The 23,189-nt window shown below is 33.4% G+C and carries 24 protein-coding genes and 1 pseudogene; 6 read left to right on the forward strand and 19 right to left on the reverse strand.

Going from position 1 to position 23,189, the window contains the following annotated elements:
- Nucleotides 1–74: 74 nt before the first annotated feature.
- The 6 genes and pseudogenes from CQ058_RS02570 to abc-f all read right to left on the reverse strand — a co-directional run bounded on the left by CQ058_RS02570 (nucleotide 75) and on the right by abc-f (nucleotide 6,742).
- Nucleotides 75–746 (reverse strand): lipoprotein BA_5634 family protein, encoded by a 672-nt coding sequence (locus CQ058_RS02570; RefSeq protein ID WP_002127671.1) that lies wholly within the window; start codon nucleotides 744–746, stop codon nucleotides 75–77.
- Nucleotides 747–815: 69 nt separating this feature from the next.
- Nucleotides 816–2,747 carry an ABC transporter permease gene (locus CQ058_RS02575; protein ID WP_002189798.1) on the reverse strand — a complete coding sequence of 644 codons (1,932 nt, stop codon included), beginning with the start codon at nucleotides 2,745–2,747 and terminating at the stop codon, nucleotides 816–818.
- Nucleotides 2,722–3,492: an ABC transporter ATP-binding protein gene (locus tag CQ058_RS02580; RefSeq protein ID WP_002013124.1), complete on the reverse strand. Its 771-nt coding sequence runs from the start codon at nucleotides 3,490–3,492 to the stop codon at nucleotides 2,722–2,724. Before CQ058_RS02580 ends, CQ058_RS02575 begins: the two co-directional genes overlap by 26 nt.
- A 320-nt stretch (nucleotides 3,493–3,812) precedes the next feature.
- Nucleotides 3,813–4,307: a DUF3267 domain-containing protein gene (locus CQ058_RS02585; protein ID WP_002032490.1), complete on the reverse strand. Its 495-nt coding sequence runs from the start codon at nucleotides 4,305–4,307 to the stop codon at nucleotides 3,813–3,815.
- Between the two features lie 434 nt (nucleotides 4,308–4,741).
- Nucleotides 4,742–5,093: pseudogene (locus CQ058_RS02590) on the reverse strand (GNAT family N-acetyltransferase).
- Between the two features lie 20 nt (nucleotides 5,094–5,113).
- Nucleotides 5,114–6,742: a ribosomal protection-like ABC-F family protein gene (gene abc-f, locus CQ058_RS02595; protein ID WP_002136649.1), complete on the reverse strand. Its 1,629-nt coding sequence runs from the start codon at nucleotides 6,740–6,742 to the stop codon at nucleotides 5,114–5,116.
- Nucleotides 6,743–7,253: 511 nt separating this feature from the next.
- Between abc-f and CQ058_RS02600 the strand changes: the two genes are divergently transcribed.
- Nucleotides 7,254–8,243 (forward strand): aldo/keto reductase family protein, encoded by a 990-nt coding sequence (locus CQ058_RS02600; RefSeq protein ID WP_002189804.1) that lies wholly within the window; start codon nucleotides 7,254–7,256, stop codon nucleotides 8,241–8,243.
- Nucleotides 8,244–8,320: 77 nt separating this feature from the next.
- On the opposite strand, the gene CQ058_RS02605 is transcribed toward CQ058_RS02600, so the two are convergent.
- Complete coding sequence (locus tag CQ058_RS02605) at nucleotides 8,321–9,220, reverse strand: LysR substrate-binding domain-containing protein (protein ID WP_033733141.1); 900 nt, start codon at nucleotides 9,218–9,220, stop codon at nucleotides 8,321–8,323.
- A gap of 182 nt (nucleotides 9,221–9,402) precedes the next feature.
- Here CQ058_RS02605 and CQ058_RS02610 point away from each other — a divergent pair, with 182 nt between their 5' ends.
- Nucleotides 9,403–10,029 (forward strand): DUF6518 family protein, encoded by a 627-nt coding sequence (locus CQ058_RS02610; protein WP_002189807.1) that lies wholly within the window; start codon nucleotides 9,403–9,405, stop codon nucleotides 10,027–10,029.
- Nucleotides 10,030–10,396: 367 nt separating this feature from the next.
- On the opposite strand, the gene CQ058_RS02615 is transcribed toward CQ058_RS02610, so the two are convergent.
- From CQ058_RS02615 to CQ058_RS02625, 3 genes are all read right to left on the reverse strand, one after another.
- Entirely contained in the window at nucleotides 10,397–11,380 is a 984-nt protein-coding gene (locus CQ058_RS02615) for a sensor histidine kinase (protein ID WP_002189808.1), read from the reverse strand.
- Entirely contained in the window at nucleotides 11,377–12,084 is a 708-nt protein-coding gene (locus CQ058_RS02620) for a response regulator transcription factor (RefSeq protein WP_002189809.1), read from the reverse strand. Before CQ058_RS02620 ends, CQ058_RS02615 begins: the two co-directional genes overlap by 4 nt.
- Before the next feature lie 125 nt (nucleotides 12,085–12,209).
- On the reverse strand, nucleotides 12,210–13,124 hold the full coding sequence (locus CQ058_RS02625; protein WP_002192860.1) for an acetamidase/formamidase family protein: 915 nt from the start codon (nucleotides 13,122–13,124) through the stop codon (nucleotides 12,210–12,212).
- 159 nt (nucleotides 13,125–13,283) lie between these two features.
- Here CQ058_RS02625 and CQ058_RS02635 point away from each other — a divergent pair, with 159 nt between their 5' ends.
- Complete coding sequence (locus CQ058_RS02635; RefSeq protein WP_002013108.1) at nucleotides 13,284–13,712, forward strand: cell wall hydrolase; 429 nt, start codon at nucleotides 13,284–13,286, stop codon at nucleotides 13,710–13,712.
- A gap of 73 nt (nucleotides 13,713–13,785) precedes the next feature.
- Here CQ058_RS02635 and CQ058_RS02640 read toward each other — a convergent pair whose 3' ends face one another.
- The gene (locus CQ058_RS02640) at nucleotides 13,786–14,712 is read right to left on the reverse strand and encodes an NADP-dependent oxidoreductase (RefSeq protein ID WP_002032503.1); all 927 of its coding nucleotides are present in this window, start codon (nucleotides 14,710–14,712) and stop codon (nucleotides 13,786–13,788) included.
- Nucleotides 14,713–14,948: 236 nt separating this feature from the next.
- Here CQ058_RS02640 and mleBCA point away from each other — a divergent pair, with 236 nt between their 5' ends.
- The gene (gene mleBCA, locus CQ058_RS02645; protein WP_012261048.1) at nucleotides 14,949–15,806 is read left to right on the forward strand and encodes a BCA family alpha/beta fold macrolide esterase; all 858 of its coding nucleotides are present in this window, start codon (nucleotides 14,949–14,951) and stop codon (nucleotides 15,804–15,806) included.
- Between the two features lie 280 nt (nucleotides 15,807–16,086).
- Here the strand turns inward: mleBCA and CQ058_RS02650 are convergent, their stop codons facing one another.
- Nucleotides 16,087–16,422, reverse strand: coding sequence for a hypothetical protein (locus CQ058_RS02650; RefSeq protein ID WP_002085171.1), 336 nt, complete (start codon nucleotides 16,420–16,422; stop codon nucleotides 16,087–16,089).
- A gap of 11 nt (nucleotides 16,423–16,433) precedes the next feature.
- Complete coding sequence (locus tag CQ058_RS02655) at nucleotides 16,434–17,603, reverse strand: ParM/StbA family protein (RefSeq protein WP_002013097.1); 1,170 nt, start codon at nucleotides 17,601–17,603, stop codon at nucleotides 16,434–16,436.
- 209 nt (nucleotides 17,604–17,812) lie between these two features.
- Between CQ058_RS02655 and CQ058_RS02660 the strand changes: the two genes are divergently transcribed.
- The gene (locus tag CQ058_RS02660) at nucleotides 17,813–18,217 is read left to right on the forward strand and encodes a hypothetical protein (RefSeq protein WP_002136663.1); all 405 of its coding nucleotides are present in this window, start codon (nucleotides 17,813–17,815) and stop codon (nucleotides 18,215–18,217) included.
- A 41-nt stretch (nucleotides 18,218–18,258) separates the two neighbouring features.
- Here the strand turns inward: CQ058_RS02660 and CQ058_RS02665 are convergent, their stop codons facing one another.
- The 6 genes from CQ058_RS02665 to sleB all read right to left on the reverse strand — a co-directional run bounded on the left by CQ058_RS02665 (nucleotide 18,259) and on the right by sleB (nucleotide 22,704).
- Nucleotides 18,259–18,795: a DUF1697 domain-containing protein gene (locus CQ058_RS02665; RefSeq protein WP_002032729.1), complete on the reverse strand. Its 537-nt coding sequence runs from the start codon at nucleotides 18,793–18,795 to the stop codon at nucleotides 18,259–18,261.
- 164 nt (nucleotides 18,796–18,959) lie between these two features.
- Nucleotides 18,960–19,457, reverse strand: coding sequence for a GNAT family N-acetyltransferase (locus tag CQ058_RS02670; RefSeq protein WP_002013093.1), 498 nt, complete (start codon nucleotides 19,455–19,457; stop codon nucleotides 18,960–18,962).
- Between the two features lie 27 nt (nucleotides 19,458–19,484).
- Nucleotides 19,485–19,841: a hypothetical protein gene (locus CQ058_RS02675; protein ID WP_002127693.1), complete on the reverse strand. Its 357-nt coding sequence runs from the start codon at nucleotides 19,839–19,841 to the stop codon at nucleotides 19,485–19,487.
- 104 nt (nucleotides 19,842–19,945) lie between these two features.
- The gene (locus CQ058_RS02680; protein WP_002085166.1) at nucleotides 19,946–20,542 is read right to left on the reverse strand and encodes a YhcN/YlaJ family sporulation lipoprotein; all 597 of its coding nucleotides are present in this window, start codon (nucleotides 20,540–20,542) and stop codon (nucleotides 19,946–19,948) included.
- Nucleotides 20,543–20,568: 26 nt separating this feature from the next.
- Nucleotides 20,569–21,909 (reverse strand): germination protein YpeB, encoded by a 1,341-nt coding sequence (ypeB, locus tag CQ058_RS02685; RefSeq protein WP_002032722.1) that lies wholly within the window; start codon nucleotides 21,907–21,909, stop codon nucleotides 20,569–20,571.
- 15 nt (nucleotides 21,910–21,924) lie between these two features.
- Nucleotides 21,925–22,704: a spore cortex-lytic enzyme gene (gene sleB / locus CQ058_RS02690; protein WP_002032721.1), complete on the reverse strand. Its 780-nt coding sequence runs from the start codon at nucleotides 22,702–22,704 to the stop codon at nucleotides 21,925–21,927.
- A gap of 145 nt (nucleotides 22,705–22,849) precedes the next feature.
- Here sleB and CQ058_RS02695 point away from each other — a divergent pair, with 145 nt between their 5' ends.
- Entirely contained in the window at nucleotides 22,850–23,182 is a 333-nt protein-coding gene (locus CQ058_RS02695) for a DUF3889 domain-containing protein (RefSeq protein ID WP_002032720.1), read from the forward strand.
- Nucleotides 23,183–23,189: the final 7 nt, after the last annotated feature.

Raw genomic sequence — 23,189 nt, forward strand, 5'->3', positions numbered from 1 at the left:
CTATGTTATCTGAAGGGTCTATAACTAAAAAGAGTTCAAGGTTGATAGAAACTTTATCAACCTTGAACTCTTTTTTAAGATTTTTCTTCAATCGTTAAAAACTGAACTGATACTTCTCCCTCAAAATCTTTAATTAGCTTTCTTACTTTTACATTTTCATTAACCAATGTATTATCTGTCGACATTTTAGGTTTTTCGTCACCTAAAGATTTTTTTAATTGAAGAAGATGCATTTTTGTTTCATTTGCTTTTATTTCCTTATATATATTATTTTTGGATACAATCACATACCATTGCGTTGGATAATTACGCTTGTTACCTATCCAAGCGTCACTATTGTATATGACAGGGACCTCTTTTCCTTCTAATTTAATACTTTTCAAAGTCTTTTCGTCTTCTTGTGCAAACAGTAGAGAACCCTCTTTTGGGAATTTCGGTAACGTATTTACAGGCATAAAATTGGAGCCATTATCTCGTTTACGGAAAACTTTAGCTTTAATCAATGCTTGTGCTGTAGACTCATTTAAAATTAATACTTGTCCGTTTCCATAAGTACCTGTTTTCACAGAAAACACTTCATTTTCTTTCGTAATTTCTTGATAACGATTAATAATTGGTGAAATTTTATTTTCATTTCCAATGATTAATAAACCGTTTGCAGGAAATGGATTCTCCTTTTTAGAACATGCACTAAAACTTATTAATAGTAGTATCGTTAACATAAAAATAGTTAAAGTTCTTTTCATCGCGTTTCCTTTCATCATACAGTTCATTTTTTCCACATACTTTAATGTAGTCTTACAAGCTAATAAACTCTATTGCTCCATAACCTTATAAAGCTTTTGCAGGTAACGCCAACGGGTTATAAAGAAATATAATACTTGTATACATATAAATGAAATTAAAATAACGATAGAGCTATTAATTATAGAAAAATCGACTAATTGCTGTAATGCCGTATAAGCGACTACAGTATGAATCACTGCAACAACAATCGGTAAGAAGAACATTAATAATAACTGTCTCGTTACAATTTTTTTTAATTCTCGTTTACTTAATCCCATTTTCGAAATCATTTTATATTGCTGTTGATCGCGATCTAAATCAGTATATAATCGGAAATAAATAAAACTAGCAGCGAATGTGAAGAAGACGATTCCGACTAAAACACTTGCCATAAGTAATAATCCATTCGTTTGCTTTGCACTTAACAAATCTATAGTTAAAGCCCGAAATTGAAAATTACCTACTCTAGTATCTTTCTCAAATCTACTAATTAATTCGTTTGAAATTCCCTTCGTTTTCATCCAATCGTCTACAACAAATCCGTAAGTACGATATGGAATGTCTTTATTAACTGGGTCACTAGTAAGAGGGATTCCATCATATACCTGATCTTTAACAGCGATATAAATAGTTCTAGAATCATGTGGTAAAACTAAATTTTCTACAGCTTTTTTCACATGAAATGTCTTTGTCCAATCTCCTTGAATGACTTCTATATTCTTTTTATACTCGCCATTTTTAAATTCTTGTTTTTGTGATACGACTCCAGGAATTAATAAAATTTCATCTTCTTTTTCTATTGTTTCTTGTTGATAGCCTAGTGCTTTAGCAAGATCGTTATATTCACTTAACTTCATTACATCTACACCATTTTCCGTGTATATATATGAAGATGAAGCCATTCGATACGGAATATTAGCATCAGAAAGGTGTTTTTTTATAATAGAAAGATTTTTATTTAATACTTTGTCGTTTTCAAAACTTCCATACAAAAATGTATACGGATTTGTCATCCTTACCAAATCCCTATTTCCAATTGCAGCTGTTGTACCAATCGCTGTAAATGCAACTGCTGAAACAATAGATACTATAAAAAACATCGTTGCATTATCTTTCATACGGTAAATTAATTCAGAAAATGTTAATATATTTGTTCTCTTTAAAAAGAAAGATTCTCTCCTTTTCGCAAGGTGCAATATATAAACGCTACACTGTGTATATAAAAAGTACGTTCCTATAATTACTAGGAGCACCCCTATTCCAAGCGTAATAAAATTAGTACTTGGGATAAAGCGAAATACTGAAAAATATCCATACCCTATACTAATTAAAGAAAGTAGCGATAATAAAATTGATGCTTTCGGTTCTGGCTTTGGCTTTTCCTCTGCTTGTATAAGTTCCACAAGTTCTGTTACTTTTATCATTTTAAATGTAACGAGCGAAACAATTAAAAATAATAAAAGAAATGTGATAACTGTTAATAATACGGCCTGCACTGGTATATAAAAAGGCAAACCATTACTAATCATTAATACACTTGCGCTTATCAATAAAACTAGTTTAGAAAATATGAGTCCAATGAGAATTCCTATACAAATTGAGCCAAGTCCAATCAACATATTTTCAATTAATAATAATTTCTTAAGCTGTCTCATTGACATACCTTGCATCATTAATATCCCAAATTCTTTCTTGCGCGTTTTTAAAAATGAACTAACTGAATATAGAATGAAGAAAAATGAAAATACAAAAATCAAGCCTTGCGAAACTGAAAATCCCAATGTACCAAATGCACTTATTGTTGCACTTGTCGATTTCAACTCACCTTGTAAATCAGGATGAAATAATAAAAGAGCATACGTAAAGAAAATCATAATAGAAAATGCACTACTTAAAAAATGAGCTGCATATGTACGCTTATTGCGAAAAATATTATTAAATGCGAACTGACGAAAAGTCATGCCTTTTCCCTCCTAACAAAGAAAGGACATCCATAATCTTTTGATAAAATGCTTGCCTACTTTCACCACAATAAATTTCGTTATATAATTGACCATCTTTAATAAATATGACTCTGCTGCAAAAACTCGCTGCATACGGATCATGTGTAACTAACATCATCGTAGCTTTTTCTTCTTTATTTAAAGTATCTAGCATCTCCATTACATCATTTGAAGATTTAGAGTCTAAATTCCCTGTTGGTTCATCTGCAAGTAATAATTGCGGCTTATGAACAATTGCACGAGCAATTGCTGTTCTTTGAGCTTGCCCCCCTGAAATTTCAAAAGTTCTTTTACTCAATATATCTGTAATATTTAATTTCTCTGCAATTTCTTCAACTCGTTCGTTCATTTCTTGTACAGAAACACCATCTAATGTCATCGGCAATACGATATTTTCCTTTACTGTAAGTGTGCTAAGTAAATTAAATGATTGAAAAACAAATCCTAATTGTTTCCTACGGAATAAAGCCAAATTATCTGATGTCAACTGGAATGGATTTGTACCATTTATTAATATTTCTCCCGATGTTGGAGAGTCGATAGTAGATACCATATTTAATAACGTTGTTTTCCCGCTCCCTGATGGCCCCATAATCCCTATAAATTCACCTTCTTGAATTGATAAATCAATATCTACCAATGCTTTAAAAGGTACTTTCCCTTTATATACTTTACTAATACTTTTTGCATGTAGAATTTCCATTTATATTCTCCCTTCATTTGCACTTCTCACAATATAGTGTAAATGAATTGTCTTATAGCACATATTGATTCATCTTTCATTTATCTTACACGATTGTAAGATTTCTAAAAAAACTGATAATAAATCTACTTTGAAACTATAATCAATTTATATCTATCTTATAATATTCGCAGGGTAGTATGAAATACTATGCTATTTATTTCTAATCTTTATTATATTAATGAAAAAAGACCGATTGTATTATCGGTCTTTTTACTTTCAAATATTATATTTTTAACTAATTTCTTAAATTGAAATATAATTAAATAATACTTTTAATACTATTTCACTTGATAATATCCTCTGCAAAATACTGAGTTCTTCGGTTTCATTGCAATTAAAAATGAATTGTAAATATCTGATGCGGAAATTATTGCGTTTATCCAACATACAAATAATATGATTGATTTAATATTTCCTGATACATAGAACGACATAAATGCAGGGGCTACCGATAATACAATTATGGGTAAGCTCATAAAGACCCAAAATCTCGCTTTGGATAGGGTTGCATTTGTATTTAGCCAAAAAAATATTCCACTACATGTTAAGCTAATATCACCTTTGTTACTTATGACCAAAATGTGTAGACATTCGTGAATGATGAAGACAAAGATACCTATTATGATTAGATACAATATATTAATATGAGTGAAACCTACTCCAAAGTAATTTGGTATCAGAAAAATGATTATTTGAAGTAGATATACAAACTTCATATAATGCTTTTGATACCAATTATTCTTAATAAAAGGAGTCCATTCTGAAAAATCCATACTTATCTGTGGCAATTGACGAAACCAAATTATGATATGCGTTCCCCTCCCTCATTTAATCTATTTCATAACTTAAAACTTTTAATCCACTAACACTCAACCGTAAGTTTTATATGCAAAACTTCGCTCACCTTCACTTTTGCCGTGCTTTCTTCTATTTGAGCTCAAAATGATTCATTTTTAGGATAATTTGAGTAAGAAAGTGGTGTTTTCATAGACAAATGCATTCGACAAAATTATCCAAACCCCTTTTCATATATGATTTTTTATAAAATGATTATCGCATGTACAGCTTAATCCCCTTGTTTTTTTGATGAGAAAATCCGGCAAGAAGCCATCCAAATTGTCTCTTTGATATGGTAACAGGTATAATGGAATGTAAAAAAGCTTAGAGTTTTAGCTCTAAGCTTTTTTACATTCCATTATAGATTCTTTTAAAGAGCAATATTTTTTATCCACTCTGATTTGCTCAATAAATAATGATTATATAGTTGGTTTTCTATCGTCTGTTGGCTCAAATAAGTAAATCCACATTTTTCAATAACTTTATTTGATGGTACGTTGTTAATTAAAGCAATTGCGTTGAGGACATCTACATTTGTATTTTTAAACAAATAATCAATTAACCCTCTGTTCTTTCGTTGATTTCCAGTCCGGCAAAAACTTTTCAATTTCCGGTTGATTCGATATTTTATAAATGCTCTCCGCATCTTTGATAGTAAACTCTTGCAAGTATATATCTCCACAGTCTATTCTAAATAAATTAGTCGAACTCTCTTCTCCCATGTTAATCCCCCTTAATTACATTAAAGCGCCTTAATCTGCTTCGTAAGTTCTATAAATCGTTCATCAAGTTCTTTATATTCTTTATCGTTAGAAGTTAAAAAGCTTAATTTACCTAATACTTCTTGTCTCTCTGTTTCTAATGTTAAACGTAGCTCTTCAATATCATCTCTTGTTTTAATAAGTTCCTCTAGCTGCTTTTGTATCGTATTATTTAAAAACACGAGTTTCGTGTTAGTTGTTTTCTCCAGAAAATATCGATCGTGAGAAACTATAACGAGTGTTCCATTATACTCAGCTAATGTATTTTCAAGCTGTTCACGTGAAGGGAGGTCAAGGTGATTCGTCGGTTCATCTAAAATAAGTACATCTTTTTCATCTAAAATATAAGCCATTAACTTGCATTTTACTCGTTCCCCCATACTCATATGCTCAATCGGTTCTTTCCATTGAGAAGCTTGGAATCCTAAATGTTTCATTAAATTTTGGACTTTTCCTCTTTCTTCAAATGTCTCTTTAAAAAATAAATCTTCTGGTGTTTTATCCAGTGGTAAATCAAATACTTCTTGTGTTAAATAACCGATGTTTGCAGATGGTGAAATCCATACTTCTCCTTGTACAGTTTCCGTTCCCATAATCATCTTCAGTAATGTTGTTTTCCCGCTACCGTTTGGTCCAACAATCGCAACCTTCTCACCGTGCTGGATTGTAAAATTAACGTTTTCAAATAATGTCTTTCCATGAAAGTCTTTTTTTAATTTCTTTACTTCTAAAAAGCGTTTTCCTACTTTTTTATTCGCTTGAATAGAGAACTCCACTGAATACTCTTCTTTCACACGTTCTACTTTCGTTTTCTCCAGCTCTTTTTCGAGACGTTTTCGTTTTGACTTCACTTGCGCATCCATTCGCTTCGCTTTTACACGATAAAACTCTTTAACTCCTTCTTGTTTTGTAGACTGTGCGTGTGCCTTTTGTGACCATGAACTTAATTCTTTTATATGTGTTTCTACTTGTTCTATCTTTTTTTGTTGTTTTTCATATTCACGTTGCTGCGTCATTCTTGTATGCTCACGTGCTTTCATATAACTCGTATAATTACCGCTATGCTCAATTAGTTTCTTTTCCTCAATTGACCATATTTTCGTTGCGACAACATCTAAAAAGTATCGATCATGCGATACAACGATAACTGTACCCTTCATATTTTTTATTTGCTTAATGAGAAATTCCGTACTCATCTCATCTAAATGATTTGTCGGTTCGTCTAATATTAATAAATTAGGATTTTCGGCAAATCCTTTTGCTAGTCGAACTTTCAGCTTTTCACCACCACTTAAAGTAAGAAAATCGTTCGTTGGCACGCCCCATTTCGCAAGAAGTTCTGCTTCTTTTGCAATCATATCATTACTAATAAAAGATTCTATTTCTTGTTCAACATATGCCGTTGTCATATTCATTTGCTGCCATTCAACAATCCCTTTTGATGGCTCAATCTTCCCATTTATTAATTGAAGTAACGTTGATTTACCGGCACCGTTTTTACCAATTAATCCGATAACATCCCCTTGTTTTACTGTAACATTCATTTTCTCTAACAAAGTATTTTCCTTTATTTCAACATAAACATCATTTAATTTTAAAATTTCTTTCATATTACCGATCCCTTTCATTAAGGGAGAACAAAAAAATCCTCCCAAATTAATTTGGCAGGATTAGTCGTTAACATATTTATACCCAAATAAGCTATTACGCATAATAAATAGCAATACCGTTGTAAGGAAATTGGGCAGACTAATCCTATTTTTTATAAATTGAAATTTATTGAATTTCAACATTTAAAAATAAGATTAGTTAATCATCGTCCACCCATCATTCCTTTCCGTCGTTAGTAACCATATTGTACCATAGTAGTACTGTATGAGTAAATGCGATTATACGTGCTGTGAAAATGATTGCTTTCTTTTAGGTCTATTTATCTTCACTTCATACCGATCAAATACAAACAACATCTGTAATACTACTGGCTTTAGATTTCCTTAGTAGTAAACTTCTAAGCACTCCCTTTTATATAATTTTTATATAAATTTATCATTAATTATATATTATACATATTACATTTCAGTTCTTATAATAAAGATATCATTTTAAAAGGAGGATACTACAATGGAATTTAGCAAACTAGGAAACAGTGGATTAACAGTAAGTAAGATTGCATATGGGAACTGGATTAACCATGGTGGAAAAGTAAACGAAGATACTGCAAATGATTGTGTGAAAGCCGCACTAGATGTCGGAATTACTACGTTCGATACTGCTGATGTTTATTCGGACACTATAGCCGAAAAAGTCCTTGGCCGGTCTTTGAAAGGTATACGCCGAGAAAGCATAGAACTATGTACAAAAGTATGCCATCCGACAGGACCTGGAAAAAATGATCGTGGATTATCGAGAAAACATATTATAGAAAATTGTAATGCATCGTTACAGCGGTTGCAGACAGACTACATTGATGTCTATTATGCACATAGATTTGACTCAACAACTCCCCTTGAGGAAACGATGTTAGCTTTTGCTGATCTTGTAAGACAAGGTAAAGTCCTTTACTTAGGCGTAAGTGAATGGACATCAGAACAAATTACCCGCGGTGCAGCACTTGCACGAGAATTGAACATTCCACTTATCGCTAGCCAACCTCAATATTCGATGTTGTGGCGAGTTATTGAAACTGATGTAATACCAACATGTCAACGTGAGGGACTTGGTCAAGTTGTATGGTCTCCCCTCGCACAAGGCATTCTCTCTGGAAAATATCAACCTGGTAAACCCTTGCCGACTCAATCACCTGCTAATTCAGATGCTGGTAAACCATTTTTCCACAAACTCGTGCAACGTTGGATGAGTGATGATGTACTCACTGCAATTCAGAAACTCAATCCCATCGCGCAAGAAACTAATCTTACCCTACCACAACTCGCAGTTGCTTGGGTACTACAAAATCCAGCTGTTTCCTCTGCAATTATTGGCGCTTCAAATCCGGAGCAAATAAGAGAAAACGTAATTGCTTCTAGTGTTAAATTGCAACCTGAAATTATGGATCAGATTGATAATATACTAAAAGGTTTCGCTGAGTACGATCCGAGTAAAACAGGTTGAATCTTCAGTGACTTTAAAATAAAAATAGAAGTTTTCCTATCCAACTTTCCGACTGCCCATCCCATCAAGATGGGCCTTTACTTTTTAAATTCAAATTGTGAAGTCGTATAAACCTCTCTAACAACTGTTAAGAAGTTCTCTAATACGACAGACTTTTCATCTTGTCTCCATCCAACATATAAATTTATTTTTGGTGTATTTTCTTGAATGTCTTTATACATGACACCCGATTTTTTATAGCTTTCCACCGATGATGGAACGACAGAAATCCCCATTCCTGCTGCAACTAAATTCACAATAGTTTGCATTTGGATCGCCTCTTGAACAATATTTAAACTTACTCCATGTTCCCAAAAGTAACTAATAATTAAATCATAAAAGTTAGTACCGAAATGACGTGGAAATAAAATAAATGGTTCATCAACTAATGATTTGATTGAAATGTTACGTAACGAAACTAAAGGGTGATCTTCATGCAAAACTAATTTTAAACATTCCTCAGAACAAACTTCGGAAACTAATATTTCATTATTCTGCTTGGAACGAATAAATCCAATATGAATTTGTTTTTCATATAGCGCTTTTATTTGCTGGTCTGTTGTCATCTCGCGTAATATAAGCTGTATTCTAGGAAAACGTTCTCGAAATTTTTTTAATATGTCTATTACGGTTTCTGTAGAATCGACAAAACCGATTATTAAATGTCCTATCTTCCCTTCATCCGCAAGCTGTGTTTCTTTAATAGTTCTATCTACTTGAAGCAACGTTTGCCGCGCACCTTCTAAAAATATTTTCCCTGCACTGGTTAGTTCAACCATTCTTTTTGTTCGATGAAAAAGTTGAACGCCCAATTCATCTTCTAATTTACGAATTTCTTGGCTTAAAGGAGGTTGTGCCATCCTAAGCCGTTCTGCTGCACGACTAAAGTTTAATTCTTCTGCCACTGTTATGAAATATCTCATTTTACGAATATCCATTTCAATCCCCCTATCATTCACAACTAGCAAAAAAGCCCTCCTTCTAATAAATTATAAATAAAAAGAAAATGTTATTCGCTATCCAATAATCACTTATTGTTTTTCGATAAATTTTTATTGATTACTCCCCTTTAATAAGCTATTATATGTTTGTAGAAAATATTAATGTAAGGATTGAATTTATGGACAGGACATTAAAAATCACAAAGTTAAATATGTTTTTAAAGATTTTTCTCATCCCGATTATAGTAGGGATAATTGTTGGTATACTAACTAAATTAGGGCAAGGTATACTTCCAGGACATTGGCATTCATTAGCTAATCTAGGAAGTGTTTGGTTAGTTCCATCCTTTTTCGTAGCTAGCTTTAGTTATTCTAAGCGTACAGCTATACTTTCTGGTATCCTTGCACTACTCGGCATGGTATTAGGCTATTATGGTTATGCAATAGTTATTAAAAATGTAGCTCACTCTATTTATTTTATATCTGTATGGATTGTATGTGCATTTATAGGAGGAACTATCTTTGGAATTGCAGGTTTTCTATGGAAAGATACTACAAATCCACTTCATAAATTCGGAAGCGCGCTTATTAGTGGAGTTTTTGTAACGGATGGACTTCACATTCTTTTAAATTTTGAAGACTATAGTCACATGTTACCTGTTGGATATACCGAAGTGATAGTCGGGATTATCTTGATTCTTGTGTTAGAACGCTCTAATGCTAATCGAATTTCTTCTTTCTTAATGATGGTTCCTATCACTATTTTAGGATTAATTGGATATACATTATTAAGTTTGTTTACTTAATTACAATACTGTATTATAAAAAAACAAAAGACTAATTCTATTATAATCCACAAAACATATCACGAATTCGAACATTATACTTATTAATGTTGATACACCTATTCATAGGATGGATTCATGAAGCTATCTCTTTCAAAGAGGTGGCTTTTTTCTTACAAAAACTATTTATCAGCTTTTTATTAAATACTTCTAATTTAAAGATCGTATTTATTAGCGTGTCATTATACATACTAAGATGACCTTTTACCATTTCATATAATCGCTATAAAGTGAAACTTTAATCAGCGGGGGTCTTACTGCCCATTAAAGCGGGATAAAGTAAGGCTAAAAAACTTATCTCCAAAGTTCTTTAGCCTAGTTCACTTATTTACACATTAAAAAATATAATTCGTACAACGGTACCTTTACCAACCTCTGAATGGATTCCTACACTATGTCCTAATTGTTTCGTAATTTCATATACAAGATAGAGCCCCATTCCAGTTGATTCTTTAAAATCTCTACCGTTTTCTCCTGTAAAGAAAGGTTTGAATACTCTTGGTAAATCTTGCTTCGGTATCCCTACGCCACTATCGGTAATTTCAAGTACAACTGTATTACCTTCCTTACGTACTTTCACTTTAATCTTTTCTCTACTACCTGATGAATATTTAATCGCATTCGATATTATTTGTCCAATTAAAAATTGTAACCACTTCGCATCACTTTCTACAGTAATACTCTTATCAATTTCAAGCTCTGGGTATACAAAATTCCGAATAAAAAAGCGTTTATGTTCATGCACGGAATCATTCACTATTTTATGTAGTTGTACTCTTTCTACATAAAAATCTTGTGTAAATGCTTCTAAACGTGCGACATACAGTGCCATCTCTAACCCCTTTTTCAACCTATCTGTTTCCTCATTAATACTTTCAAAACGTGAATCCACTTCATCTTGTGTAATTAATTCTATTACTGATAAAGGTGTTTTCATTTGATGAATCCACTGATTCATAAAGGTTAAATGATCATTATTTTTCCTCTCTTGTAACTGGAGCTGATTTTGATAATGTCGATATTGTACTTCGAGCAAATCTTGGAGAGCAGTAGATAAAACTGCAAAATCAGATTTTTGAACAGATTCATCCAAAGATTGCAACGGATTTGCTAAACGTTCATAAAAAGAACGATGTGTAAAATAACGAAATACTAAATAACTTACCATAAAAAAAGCACCTAAAAACATTGCATATAATGCCGTTGAAATATGATTATGCCCATCAAACCAATAAACTAAGAATATGGCTAGTAGTTGGATCGCAGTAAAACAAATAAGTGGTATATGATCACGTATAAATAACCTTATCATTTTTCCATACCATTATCCCAAGTAATATGTAATCTATATCCAACACTACGAATTGTTTCTATTGCTCCTTCAATTTGTAACGTTTTTAACTTTTTACGCACACGTGTTGTATTTACACTTAATGTATTATCATCAACATAAGATTCACTATCCCATAATTTATTTAATAATACTTCCCTACTAACAACACGCGGATGGTTTTTCATTAACATCTCTAATAAAATGGCTTCGTTTCTCGTTATATCAATCTCTTGGTTCCTAAGTTTTAATACAAGTCTTTCGGGATATAAACTAAGACCTTGTTGCTCAATCATTCGTTCTTCTAGTTTCGGTGCATAGTCTCCATAAGCACGTCTTAAATGACTACGAATTTTCGCCATTACAACTTCATAATGAAACGGCTTCGGAATAAAATCATCGCCACCATTTTCTAACGCCATAACTTGATCCATCGTACCTTCACGGGCCGAAATAAATAAAATCGGACATGTGGAAACCCCGCGAATTTGACGACACCAATAGTAACCATCAAAACTTGGTAAATTAATATCTAATAAAACTAACTCCGGTTGTTCTTCTAAAAATATGTCTAACACATTTTGAAAATCCGTTACAATAATTCCTTGGTAACCGTATTTCGCAACATATGTTGATAATAGCTCCGCAATTTTCATATCATCTTCAACAATCATAATTTTAACCATCTCTGAACTCCTTTTTGATCCACAATCTCAAATATACTTATATAAATAAATACTACCTCTTTTCACAAAATCCGTAAAATAGAAAAAGGATACTTTTATACAAAAGTATCCTTTTTCTATTTTTCTTATTTAATATGAAATGCATTTAGAGAAAATCCTAACTTCTCCACATATTCCCTTCCTAGTTCCATCCGCGCCGTTTTTAGTGGATCCACAACTTGGCAAATTTTTAAATTACCTGCTGCTGATAATAAAAGAGTTGCATCAGCTTTAGACATTTCTAATTCTTCATGTAAAAATGTCACCATATTACGTACAGCACGATTCGCTGCATCATCTAGCAATTTCTCTGAAGCAATCGTCATTATTTTTTCTTTTTGAATAGCCAATGGTAATGGCCATTTCTTTCCTTTTATAGTCTGAACAGTTACAGTTACCTCACCAGCAACCTCTACTCCACTAACACCAATTTCACCATCACCCATCGCAGCGTGTAAATCGCCTAATGCTAAAAGAGCACCAGGAACATTTACAGGTAATAATAACGTTGTACCTTCTTTGATTTCTTTACAATCCATATTCCCGCCGTGATCATGCGGTGTACCACATGAAATACTCTCTTCTTTCGGTGCAGTACCAATCACACCAATCATTGGATTAATTGGAATTTGCAGTTCATTTGAAAATGAAACATGTCCATTATGTATTGGGACAATTTTTACTGTATTTTCATTTAGCTCATCACCCATTACACCTAGGTTCGCACCTGTAGTTAAAACACCCTGCTCTGCAATTTTAATCTTTTCAATCGTTACGACTAATATATCACCAGGTTCTGCACCTTTAATATGTACAGGTCCGGTCGCTGGATTTATTCGATTCCAATCTAATTCTTGAAACACAACATCTTCAGAATCAATTTGATTTTCAAAGCAATCATATGTTTCAAATACAAGACGGCTCCCAATTTCTACTTCAATACATGGATTATTTTCTGGTGACATTGCGTAAATGATATGTTCTTTATGAATACGATGCATAGTACCTCTCCTTTTTCGTTTTTATCTTCTATGTAATAATTAGCTTTTATCTGCATAAGCTCCTTTTTAAAATTAGTAGTTATTTTCAAGAAAAATGCACTTAGCTCATTTTGAAACATACACTCTTTACTATAACAGGTAAAGAAAGGTGGTATTACAATGCCCCTTATTCCATACAACGAAAGTGACGTTGATTTACTAGCACGTTTAATCCGTGCTGAAGCTGAGGGCGAAGGACGACAAGGTGAACAACTTGTTGGATGTGTTGTAGTAAACCGTGTATTTTGTGATTGCTTAGATTTCAAACAACTTCGATCTGTGCGTGATGCAGTATATCAAAGCCCTGGCGGATTCGAAGCAGTTCAATACGGTTACTTTTATCAACGTGCCCGTGAATCAGAAAAAGAAATCGCAAGAAAAGTTTTACAAGGTGAATGGCGCTGGCCAGCACGATGGGCTCTTTGGTATTTCCGTCCAGTTGGAGCTTGTCCACCCGAATGGTATAATCAGCCGTTTGCAGGGCAATTTAAAAGCCATTGCTTTTACGAACCAAGTGGTGATGAATGTCCAAAAATGTATTCACGATAGCAAAAATTATAGTATATACGAGTGGTGACTATTTTCATCTCATATAGTCACCACTCGTATATTTATGTAAATATCATTCCATCGTAATTACAATTTTCCCTCTAACATGCTGACTTTCACTTAAAATATGAGCTTCTCTAATTCCTTCTTCATTAAACGGAACAACCTTACTGATGATAGGTTTAATTTTTCCATGCTCAATCAAAACAGATAATTCGTCCAATTGCTTCCCGCTTGGTTTCAACCATAAAAACCCTGATTTTATCCCCTTTACTTCATGAAGTGGTTCATGAACGATAGAAACTAGAACACCACCAGATTTAATAATTTGAAAACTTTTTTCTTGTACTTCTCCGCCGATTGTATCTAACACAATATCATAATCTGATAGTAGCTCTTCAAATTTATCTTTTTTATAATCAATAACAAGGTCAGCACCTAAAGACTTTAAAAACTCTTCATTTTTACTACTTGCAGTTGTTGCGACAAAGGCCCCAAATGATTTTGCGATTTGAATTGCAAAACTCCCTACTCCGCCCGCTCCAGCATGAATTAATACTCGGTCATTTTCTTTTATTTGTGCGTAATCAACAAGACTTTGCCAAGCTGTTAGTCCTGCAAGAGGTATAGATGCTGCTTCTTCAAAATTAAGATTATTAGGCATTTGCGCTACTAAATTTGATTTCACTGTAATGTATTCAGAATAAGAACCTTTCCCTATATTTTCAGGTTTCGTAAACACTTTATCTCCTATTTTAAAATGATTCACATCTTCTCCAACTTCTTCAACTATTCCAGCAACATCTAATCCTAATGTAATTGGAAATGAAAATCGCAACTTTTCTTGTAAGTCTCCCTTTCTTATTTTCCAATCAACAGGATTGACAGATGTTGCGTGTATACGTATTAATACTTCATTACATTTAACAACTGGTTTAGGAACTTGTCTTTCTTGTAATTCTTCAACACTACCATATTGATCAATAACAATTGATTTCATTTCCTCTCCCCCTTGCTGTTTATTTTAATAACAAACAATTATTTTTCAAAATTTTTCGCCTTGAATGAAAATAAATATGTTTGGAGGTGATATTTATGCTACTCTACTAATTAAGCATCATGAGTGCAAAAAACATTTATTTCACTTAAATACAATCTAATTTACGCCTAAGAAACACCCAAAGTTATATTTCTCTTTATTTATTAATGACCTTTAAATGAAACGGAGAGTGTGCTATGAGTGAACAAGTTTTCAAAGTAAACGGTATTGATATATGTACAGAAAGCTTTGGAAATCCTAATAACCCAGCAATATTATTAATTATGGGAGCTACGTGTTCAATGGTTTATTGGGATGAAGAATTTTGTGAAAGCTTGGCTAGCACAGGAAGGTTTGTCATTCGCTATGATAACCGTGATGTTGGGCGTTCTGTTACATATGAGCCTGGGACTTCCAATTACACTGTAGCAGATATGGCTGAAGATGCAATCGGAGTACTCGATGCGTATCATATTGACAAGGCACACCTTTTTGGCATGTCATTAGGAGGTATGATTGCTCAAATTGCTGCAGTAAAACACCCAGAAAGAATTTTGACCTTAACATTACTAGCAACAAGCGTTATTGGATCTGATAACAATACTCGTGATTTGCCTCCAATGGATGAAAGAATTTTGACACATCATGCTAATGGTGCAAATTTAGATTGGACAAATAAAGATGTTATAGCGAAATATTTAATTACAGGATCACGTCTACTCTGTGGATCAAAGCGTATATTTGATGAAGCAAGAACTTTAAAACAAGTAAAGCAAGAAATAGAACGTGCTAACAATCTATTAAGTATGTTTAATCACGCCCTCCTTACAGGTGATGATTCTTATGAAGGTATACTAAAGTCGTTACTAGTACCTACTTTAGTAATTCATGGTACGCATGATACAGCTCTTCCACTTGAACATGGACTCGCACTTATTGATGAAATTCCGAACTCAAAGCTATTATCCCTTGAAGGTACAGGGCACGAGATTCATCCCGATGACTGGGATAAAATTATTAAAGCAGTTTCAGAACATATATCCCGTATAAGATAAGAACAACTATTAGAAGGGGCACAAATTGTTTTGCCCCTTCTATTTATCCCGCTATTTGTGGGCAGTAAAACTCCCACCTCAAAATTCAGCTGAAGCAAAGAAATTAGGTGGGAGATAAACTGTCCGTAAACGCCCGATTGGTGAAGGCTAATAATCAGTGGGGGATGAACAAAACCCCCACTGATTATAGTTTCACTTTATAAAGATTACGATACAATACCAAAAACCCATCACTGCATTCGTATGTATAGTGATGGGCTCTACCTATATTTTTCTATGCTTAAAAAAATGGACAATCTAACTGGTCAACAGATTCCCACGATTTTTTTTTTACATTTTCGGTGGATTTACTATTTTCTAGTGGTACGTGTTTAAATGGATTCATTTCAACTTTTAATAGAGATGATGGTTCTATATATAAAGAAAAAACATGGCTACTTGGCAAGGTTTTTGATACATCAATATCTCCTACTTGTTTAAATAATTGCTGGGCCGCAAAGAAAAAGAAATTAGTTGGATTAGATTGTTTATTAAGCCAAGCAATCATTTCAGGCGATACCGATTTATTAATATTAATTTTCACTCGATCACCACGTTTATATCGCCTAGATCGCATACTTCCACCAACTAACTTATCGTTAAGTTTGTAAACCCTAACTCTTTTTGCTTATGCTCTCTATATTTTGGCGAGCATGTATATACTAATAACCCACGAGCATTGGTGAATAACGGGTTATCTACAAAGATCACATTTTTCAAGCGTCCTTTTTGTTTCAAAATCATTTTTAAGCTATTTTTAATAATAACTGCGCCCCCACCATAAATAAATACATATGGATCGTCTTTCATATCATCAATTTTGTTAATAATATCCGTTGCGACACGTGCTGCTAAACCTAAAAATGCTGGCTGCGATTCCTCAACTAACAATGCATTTCTTGGGTGCTTTTCATTTAAATAAATTTGGTTAAATTCTGTAATGCTATCAATTGTTTTCGTAGGATATTTCCGATTCCATCTCGTAATAATTTGTAGTAACGTTTCTTTTACACCATATGATAATCCTTTACTTAATTGCGGACGGAAATTTACCCCTAATGAAACAACTTCTTCCGTTGTCCCCGCGCCAATATCAAAAGACAATAAAGTTTTATCTACAAAATCAATTTCTGAAACTTGATTTTGTTCACATTCTATTTTATGTTTCACAACATTTCCTTCCTCATCATATACAATCCCCCACGTCCCAGAAGCGCCTTCAGGTAGACATTTACAAAACTCAATAGAAACATTAATCGTAACATCGCGTCCATTTGGATAATGGAATATGACCTTGTGATTACCCATATACCGTTTCGCATTTTCAGCAGCAATTTCCTGTGTAATAAGTTGCATTGGAAGAGCAACAGATAAATCATAACGAATATTAATATGACTTGAAGTAGGGCTTTGACGCATAGCACTTATCGCTAAACCTGAAAGGATTGTAATGACCATTAACTCATCAGTAGATTTATTTGATTTTTTCTCCACTTCAGTACCTTTTAATTGATCTTGAATCACTTTTTCTCCAACGATGTATCGTACATTATTTAACATTAGCGATGGAGAACTAATGGTCACATCAATGTGATTCTCTAATTCTGACGATGAAACTTCACCCTCATCTAACAACCCCGTAGACTCACCTATATATAAGGAATAAATACTCGGAATAAAAATAGGTTCCTGCCCTTTCACCATTAACTTCAAACCATTATTTCCTGCATCTGCACCAGCTTTTAAAAGAATAGACATAACTACCCCCTAAATTAATCTGACATCCCTTCCAAATATATGCGAACCCATTCTTTTACATTCAAATGTAATTTAATTTTTTATTTATCCCAAAAATAAAAAATTATAAACACTCACTTCATATGTAAAAAACATTTGACATAAGACTTTTCCAATTTTATACTATGGATGTAAAGAGTTTTTTACAATGGTGGAGGTGCAATTATATATTGAATACTAAAAAGATTATTTTTGTAATCATTGTTTTATCGTTAATCGCGATACTCGGACATGGCGCATACAAATATGCAACTGAAGGCTCGATTTTTGGCGGGACAATTTTCGCTGCTTCTTTAATACTTAGTAATTTAATTAATCATATTACATGGGGAGATCCAAACGGAGTATCGAAAGAAAGTCAAGATGAGATGGGACAACAAATTACATATAAAAGCTTTAAAATCGCGTATTTTGTGCTTGTAGGTGTTATGTTCCTTATATTACTCTGCTCGGAAGGATTTTCTATGGGTTCCAATTTGGATGGTGTAAAAAACCTTCCACTCTTTATTGCACTCTGTTCTTCCTTTCTTATTTTCCCTATTGTTGAACTCATTGTCGCCAAACAATATAAATAAAAAAAGTGGTTTTCTAAATGCAGAAAACCACTTTTTTATGTTTAAATACCTTCTGCTATTGCTTTCAGCTTATTCACAGTCCGCCAGTTCCTTACTGTAGCTTGCGTATGTAATTTTTGAAACTGGTTCATTAGTTTAGAATTACGAATGCTTTTTTTGAAAAATAAATACACTACTCTTCCTTCGATATGGCAATCTTCTATGTCACTTTTGTACATAAGTAACCGCTTACTGTCTTCTTCAGAAAGTGGATTAGCTAAAAAGGCCACATGTACACTTTCTCCTTCTAATAACGAATGGGTCTCGTAAGGACACTTTTTAATAATATTAATAAATTCATCATTTGTTCGTAACATGACTGGAACATTGAAATCAAAAACGTTCTTAATTTCACATTCAATTCGTTCCTTTAAAAAACTTATCTCTTCTTCTGACTCAAACACTACATTTCCACTTTGAATATATGTTTTCACTCTTTTTAACCCTATTGATTCAAACGTTATTTTCAAATCTGCCATTTTGATTACTTTATGTCCACCTACATTAATTCCCCGTAGTAGTGCAATATAAATTGTCATATGATTACCCCTCACGTATTTAAATGCTTAACAATCGAATTGTTTTGCACCTTCATGCTTCTCGAATACTTACTTTAATACATCTAACATATCATGTACGGAAAATATCTCAAATTAAAAAACTTACTACATGATTTTTTTCAAGAGTAAGCTTTGTTATCTCATTATCTCGTTATAGGTAAATGTAATATGAATTGTTGTCCAATTGGTCCCATTCTTCTAAACCCTTTATCTTGAAATCCAACTTTCTCATATAACTTTTGTGCCGGAATATTTTTTTCATTTACAGCAAGAATCACTTCATTTTTTACTGGATAATAATATTTTACAAAGTCTTGTAATAACGCCAATGATTTTTTAGCATATCCTTTATTTTGTTTATTGTGATTAATGGAAAAAGAAGTTAAAAGTATGGCATCCTTATTTTCTGTAAACTCTTGTACCCTATCACCTGTTTGTAATATAAATACACCAACAGGTACTCCGTTATAGTCTAAAATAACAACTACATTTTTCGTTCGATCATTTTTCGCTTTCTCCAGTAATTCACCTGGATTCGCCGTAAATTGAACTTGTTCACTTGGTAAAGTAAATGATTGTATTATCTCTTTATATTGCTCCTTATACGGCACTAATTGTATTTCTCCTGTATGTATGTTCATGCTTAACTCTCCCATTCCTTCAAGTTATTAACTTAAACCTTGCTGTGTTTTAGAATGCACTTTTCCATCCAAAAATGTTATTTTAGCAAATGATTTTGGATCGTTTCCTTTCCAAGCAAAAATTTGCTTAATTCGTGTAGAATGTTCTTCCCCTTCTTCTATGAGTAAATCCCCTTCAAAACCGATTAAATCTTTCACTTCTAAATAAGTCATTCCTTCATTAATATTTGAGAAATGATTTATATTAATGGTCTCTTGCTTTTTATTTTCCGTTATAGTAGAAGACATAGCTGTTTTCTTCTTCACTTCTTTCTTCTGGTCACACGCTGTCATACTAAAACCTATGCATAAACTACCTAATATGAGTGCGCTTTTTTTCATCATAACGGCTGTCCCTCCCCTCATTATTAAACCATATATTCCTTTAAAAATAAACTGAATATTTAATCTTGAAGAAAAACCCCGTACAATTTAGTACGGGGTTTTCACTATTTTTTCAAATGGTTATTTGACTGATCTTCTTGTTCTTTTCGTAGTTCTTGTTCTTCATCTTTTGGTAATTGTTTATCATTATCTTTAATCGGATTCGTTTCTCTATTTTCAATCATATCATTTGGAACTTGCGGCATTACTCGGCCAACAATTGCTGCTAATTCATCAAGTATGCCTTCACCAGTTTTACCTTTTTTAATTTGCTTGCCTATTTGTTTTAGTCTTTCATACGTATCAACATCTGCTACAACGACTGCATTTGCACCGTTCGGGTCATTCTTTAAACTTTCTGCAACAGAATACTTAATTGACTCAACGCGAGTTCGATCAAGTTTCGCTTTCACATCAATACCTACAACAGCATACTTCCCAACTACTACTGCTGTCGCATCGTTTACACCAGGTATACTTGCAGCTAAAGATGCCAGATGATCAGCTGCTTTTTCATTTGGCTTATTTGATTTATTTGTATACGTAACATTTTTCATCGAGACATTTTTTTGTTCTGGCTTTTCATTAGGATTGTCTTTTTTTCCAATGCTACATCCAGTAATAACGAAACAAAGCATTAACATATATATAATGATTTTCATTATTTTCACCACTTTATCATTGATGTTTAATCATAAATTTTTTCAACAGCTTGCATCTTTTTCACTTTTTCTTCTGCTCCGCTATTTGCGTTAATGAAAATTTGGTACGTATCTTTCCCTAAAGTACCAATATATTCATAACAAAGTACTTCATTATGCAAGTCATTTACTACTACAGCTTTACGTTCTTCCATAACTTTTACATCGGGGTTAATTTTCTTTCTCGCCTCAGCAGCGGTTAGCTTCGCACTCGGAATCGTTCGTTTTTGATGTGATGCTAAATATTCCTTTGCGGAAAAACCAACAATCGACCCATCATCTAAGGCAATTTTCATTTGGATTGCTTCTGGATAAATACGCACTCCATTTTCATTTACAACGTACGTAAACACACCGATATTATCATATTGAGAACTATCAAACAGCTCCATATTTGTAAACTTGTGATCCTTTAAAAATGTTAATCCTTTACTTCCTGCATCATTTAAACTGATTTTTTGCTCTTTAATTTCTCGGTTGTTCATTACCCAAATTGGATATCCACCTTTTCCGGTAATATCCATATAATACTCATTGTTCGTTGCTGGATCTTGAATTTTCACACTGTAGAATGATTCTTTTGCACCTTTTCCACTTTTCTCAACTTCTACTTTTTCATTCCCTTTTAAGTTTAAAAATGATTTCGCGATTTTTTCCGCTTCCGCTTTCGAAATCGCCTTTCCTTTTGCTTCAAATCCGCCTTTTTTATTCTTTTGTGCACTTGTAAAAGTCGGTCCAAAGTTTGTGGACGAGTATGATGTTACATTCTTTTCTACCGTCTTTAATCCATCGATAATTGTGTTATCTGCTGGATCTTGGTTTGACGCAAGAGCCATTTCTACATCCATCCAGCGAAGATTATTTTTCAATACAAGATGCTGCACTTTTCTCAGTTCATCTTGTATATTTGCTGCATTTGAATATAAACCTTGTAACGTTTTATATTCTTGATCATTTAACGGATCTTTTTCTAAATCACGAACCGCTGCACGATAACTAAAATCACCGATATTCGCAAGGAACTCTTCCGTTTTATTAAATGGCATTAATGTTAAAGGTAATTGTCCTACATCAGAACGAGCCTCTGATGTTAAACGCCATACATCTACTAAAGCTGGCGATAATGAGGACCGTGAATTCATCGCCAGTGTTGTTCCAATTTTATCGTGTAATAAATCAACTTCATATGCTAAATCATGAAACGCACGCTGATAACTATTTTCCGCTCGAATTAATACTGCATTTTTCTCTTGATGCTCTTTATAGCCCCAATACCCTGTTCCGACTACACCTACTGTTAACAATACGATGATAATACCTCGTAACATGTTTCCACCTCCGCTCTATTTACAGAAAATATGCTTACCAATTTTTTTAATTTGTGGACGAGTCCAAATCCATTTACTTGTCGCAGTATCTGGGTTGAAATAATATAATGCATTCCCAGTTGGGTCCCATCCGTTGATCGCATCTAATACGGCTTTTTTCGCATTTTCATTTGGCGTTAAATATATTTGTCCATCTGCTACTGCTGTAAATGCTCTTGGCTCAAAGATTACTCCTGAAACAGTATTTGGAAATGATGCACTTGTGACACGGTTTAAAATAACCGCAGCTACTGCAACTTGTCCTAAATACGGCTCACCACGGGATTCTCCGTATACAGCGTTTGCCATTAACTGAATGTCATTTTGAGAATAACCGTTTGGAACATTTGTCCCTGTACTTTTTGGCGGCTTATTTTCCTGTTTACCTCCACCACTGTTCCCTTTATTAGTTGTAGTATCTTTATTAGCGGTCGACTTATCATACTTCGTTGCCTTTACAAGCATTTGCTTCGTTTTAGCACCCGCTAAACCATCAACTGGCAATCCGAATTTTTGCTGAAAGTTTCGAAGTGCCCAATATGTACCCCATCCGAAAACACCATCAACTTTCCCCGTATAAAATCCGTTATATTTCAAACGAGTTTGCAGTTCAATGACATCTTCTCCAGATGCCCCTCTTTGAATCACTTGATTAGAGAAGGCTTCCACATTTTTGGTCTGTATACTACTTACCATTAAAGATAGCCCGATAAAGACAAGCAAAATCGCTATTTTAAAAACAGCTTTTTGACGCATGTATTTCCCTCCTTAATTACGGAAATGATTTCATGGTTATGTTTTGTAAAACCCTCGCTTTTATGTAAAGAAGACAAAAAAATCCAAACTTATATGCTTGAAGAAATATGTAAACAATATACAAAAAGAATAAAAGGAGCTTATTATGAAGCGATTCTTCGTACGTACAGCATTTATATTTTTTTTAATAACAACATGTTCAAATATATATACCGACCCATCTATTGTTCACGCACAGCCGCCATATGCAAAATGGGGTAAACTAGCCGTTGAAAAAACGAAAGAACAATATCCGAAAGCTGAGATTATCGATTACCTTCATATAGGTAGACAACCAAAAACTGTTCAAATAACAGTTGAAAAGTTTAAATTATGGCTACGTGAGGGTGGAAAAGAGTATGGTGTTTTTGTGGATGTAGAGTTTGATACGAAAACAGAGGAATTTTTAAAGATGTCCTTTCAGAAGACAAGTCGGTAAAACAAAA

The organism is Bacillus sp. MYb56, assembly GCF_002976445.1.
Lineage (GTDB): Bacteria > Bacillota > Bacilli > Bacillales > Bacillaceae_G > Bacillus_A > Bacillus_A mycoides.

Bases quoted from the DNA above. Each gene is read 5' to 3' on its own strand.
- mleBCA (WP_012261048.1), top strand. From the start codon at position 14,949: ATGAGTGAACAAGTTTTCAAAGTAAACGGTATTGATATATGTACAGAA.
- CQ058_RS02615 (WP_002189808.1), bottom strand. From the start codon at position 11,380: ATGATAAGGTTATTTATACGTGATCATATACCACTTATTTGTTTTACT.
- CQ058_RS02620 (WP_002189809.1), bottom strand. From the start codon at position 12,084: ATGGTTAAAATTATGATTGTTGAAGATGATATGAAAATTGCGGAGCTA.
- CQ058_RS02610 (WP_002189807.1), top strand. From the start codon at position 9,403: ATGGACAGGACATTAAAAATCACAAAGTTAAATATGTTTTTAAAGATT.
- ypeB (WP_002032722.1), bottom strand. From the start codon at position 21,909: ATGTTACGAGGTATTATCATCGTATTGTTAACAGTAGGTGTAGTCGGA.
- CQ058_RS02650 (WP_002085171.1), bottom strand. From the start codon at position 16,422: ATGCGATCTAGGCGATATAAACGTGGTGATCGAGTGAAAATTAATATT.
- CQ058_RS02695 (WP_002032720.1), top strand. From the start codon at position 22,850: ATGAAGCGATTCTTCGTACGTACAGCATTTATATTTTTTTTAATAACA.
- CQ058_RS02575 (WP_002189798.1), bottom strand. From the start codon at position 2,747: ATGACTTTTCGTCAGTTCGCATTTAATAATATTTTTCGCAATAAGCGT.
- CQ058_RS02625 (WP_002192860.1), bottom strand. From the start codon at position 13,124: ATGCATCGTATTCATAAAGAACATATCATTTACGCAATGTCACCAGAA.
- CQ058_RS02605 (WP_033733141.1), bottom strand. From the start codon at position 9,220: ATGGATATTCGTAAAATGAGATATTTCATAACAGTGGCAGAAGAATTA.
- CQ058_RS02680 (WP_002085166.1), bottom strand. From the start codon at position 20,542: ATGAAAATCATTATATATATGTTAATGCTTTGTTTCGTTATTACTGGA.
- CQ058_RS02670 (WP_002013093.1), bottom strand. From the start codon at position 19,457: ATGAACATACATACAGGAGAAATACAATTAGTGCCGTATAAGGAGCAA.
- CQ058_RS02655 (WP_002013097.1), bottom strand. From the start codon at position 17,603: ATGTCTATTCTTTTAAAAGCTGGTGCAGATGCAGGAAATAATGGTTTG.
- CQ058_RS02640 (WP_002032503.1), bottom strand. From the start codon at position 14,712: ATGAAATCAATTGTTATTGATCAATATGGTAGTGTTGAAGAATTACAA.
- sleB (WP_002032721.1), bottom strand. From the start codon at position 22,704: ATGCGTCAAAAAGCTGTTTTTAAAATAGCGATTTTGCTTGTCTTTATC.
- CQ058_RS02570 (WP_002127671.1), bottom strand. From the start codon at position 746: ATGAAAAGAACTTTAACTATTTTTATGTTAACGATACTACTATTAATA.
- abc-f (WP_002136649.1), bottom strand. From the start codon at position 6,742: ATGAAAGAAATTTTAAAATTAAATGATGTTTATGTTGAAATAAAGGAA.
- CQ058_RS02580 (WP_002013124.1), bottom strand. From the start codon at position 3,492: ATGGAAATTCTACATGCAAAAAGTATTAGTAAAGTATATAAAGGGAAA.
- CQ058_RS02600 (WP_002189804.1), top strand. From the start codon at position 7,254: ATGGAATTTAGCAAACTAGGAAACAGTGGATTAACAGTAAGTAAGATT.
- CQ058_RS02635 (WP_002013108.1), top strand. From the start codon at position 13,284: ATGCCCCTTATTCCATACAACGAAAGTGACGTTGATTTACTAGCACGT.
- CQ058_RS02585 (WP_002032490.1), bottom strand. From the start codon at position 4,307: ATGGATTTTTCAGAATGGACTCCTTTTATTAAGAATAATTGGTATCAA.
- CQ058_RS02675 (WP_002127693.1), bottom strand. From the start codon at position 19,841: ATGATGAAAAAAAGCGCACTCATATTAGGTAGTTTATGCATAGGTTTT.
- CQ058_RS02665 (WP_002032729.1), bottom strand. From the start codon at position 18,795: ATGACAATTTATATTGCACTACTACGGGGAATTAATGTAGGTGGACAT.